Origin of the sequence: Bacillus sp. AF62 (genome assembly GCF_050312695.1) — a bacterium.
GTDB classification, from domain to species: Bacteria; Bacillota; Bacilli; order Bacillales; family Bacillaceae_G; genus Bacillus_A; species Bacillus_A cereus.
The window spans coordinates 1-1,046 of record NZ_JBNPJZ010000203.1; the positions used below are offsets into that span (position 1 = coordinate 1).

Consider the following 1,046-nt stretch of genomic DNA (forward strand, 5'->3'; position numbering starts at 1 on the left):
TTTCATTGCTTTTTCTTTTAATTTATCTAAGAAACCGTCTCGTACATACCCATCTGTACCAATATAAAACTCGCGTGGATTCTTTCTTTTCCCCAAACCGCTGATGTGGACGCGGACATCTTTATTGCTTTCATATCGATGTATTTCATCGAAAACAACCGCACCGTCTCGCAAACCATCTTTTGTATCTCCGTTTGATGTTCTAAACTTCAATACACTTGCAGTAGCTCTTGAAGTAGTTTGTGTTTCAGTTGCTTTAAAAGCCTTTTTTAAAGTTTCATGTCTGCGAACCGTTTTCTTTACTTCATCAGGACTTGTCTTCGCTTGTTCTTCACTATTTGCAACAACAGATATGTTATATTCAGGTATCCCATGCAATTCACTAATTAAAAAATGAGCGATAACTGATATTAAACCGTTTTTACCACCACCGCGTCCTAACATCCACAAGAACTTGCGATAAAATACACGACCATTCTTCTTATAAAGTAAAAAAACGAATGCTATTAAGAATTTTTGAAATGGCTGCAAAGGAAAATACCACTTCTCACCGAAGTTGATACAGTCCTGGATCATTTCATCATCAAAATACAAATCGTCTCTGTTTAAAACGTATTTTTCTAGATAATTAATTAACAGTTCTCTTTCTTTGTTGAACTTTACCTTTCCGGATCGATAAAACTCAATGTATTCTTCCACATACTTTTGCTTAATCATGTTAAATCACTTTTGCTATATCCAGTATTAGAATTATCAATCTTAGGAGGATTAAAATCTAATCCTAAATCCTTTCCTAATGCAATTAATGAACTGTTAATTTTATTTTTCTCCGCAATCGCTGGGTTTGGTTTGGTGAACTTTTGCGATCCGTTAATTGTAGTAATCATTGTTCCAAACTCTTCAATAGCTTCATCCAATTGATAGTACAATTCTAAGAGGTTTAAATACCTCTCAACCTTCTCAACTTGAATGCTATTTTCTTCATCTATTCGATTTAATAGTTCTCTTTTTACTTTCGCTTTGTTCTTCACAGTCACCACCCCCCT

General features: G+C 34.4%; 2 protein-coding genes. Both read right to left on the reverse strand.

Annotated elements, in window-relative coordinates; translation table 11 throughout:
- On the reverse strand, positions 1-717 hold a 717-nt coding region (locus tag ACQRBL_RS32265), incomplete at its 3' end, for a terminase large subunit domain-containing protein (protein WP_411996841.1).
- Positions 714-1,046, reverse strand: a 333-nt coding sequence (locus ACQRBL_RS32270; RefSeq protein WP_411996842.1) for a P27 family phage terminase small subunit, incomplete at its 5' end; no start/stop codon positions are given. The genes ACQRBL_RS32270 and ACQRBL_RS32265, both read right to left, overlap by 4 nt.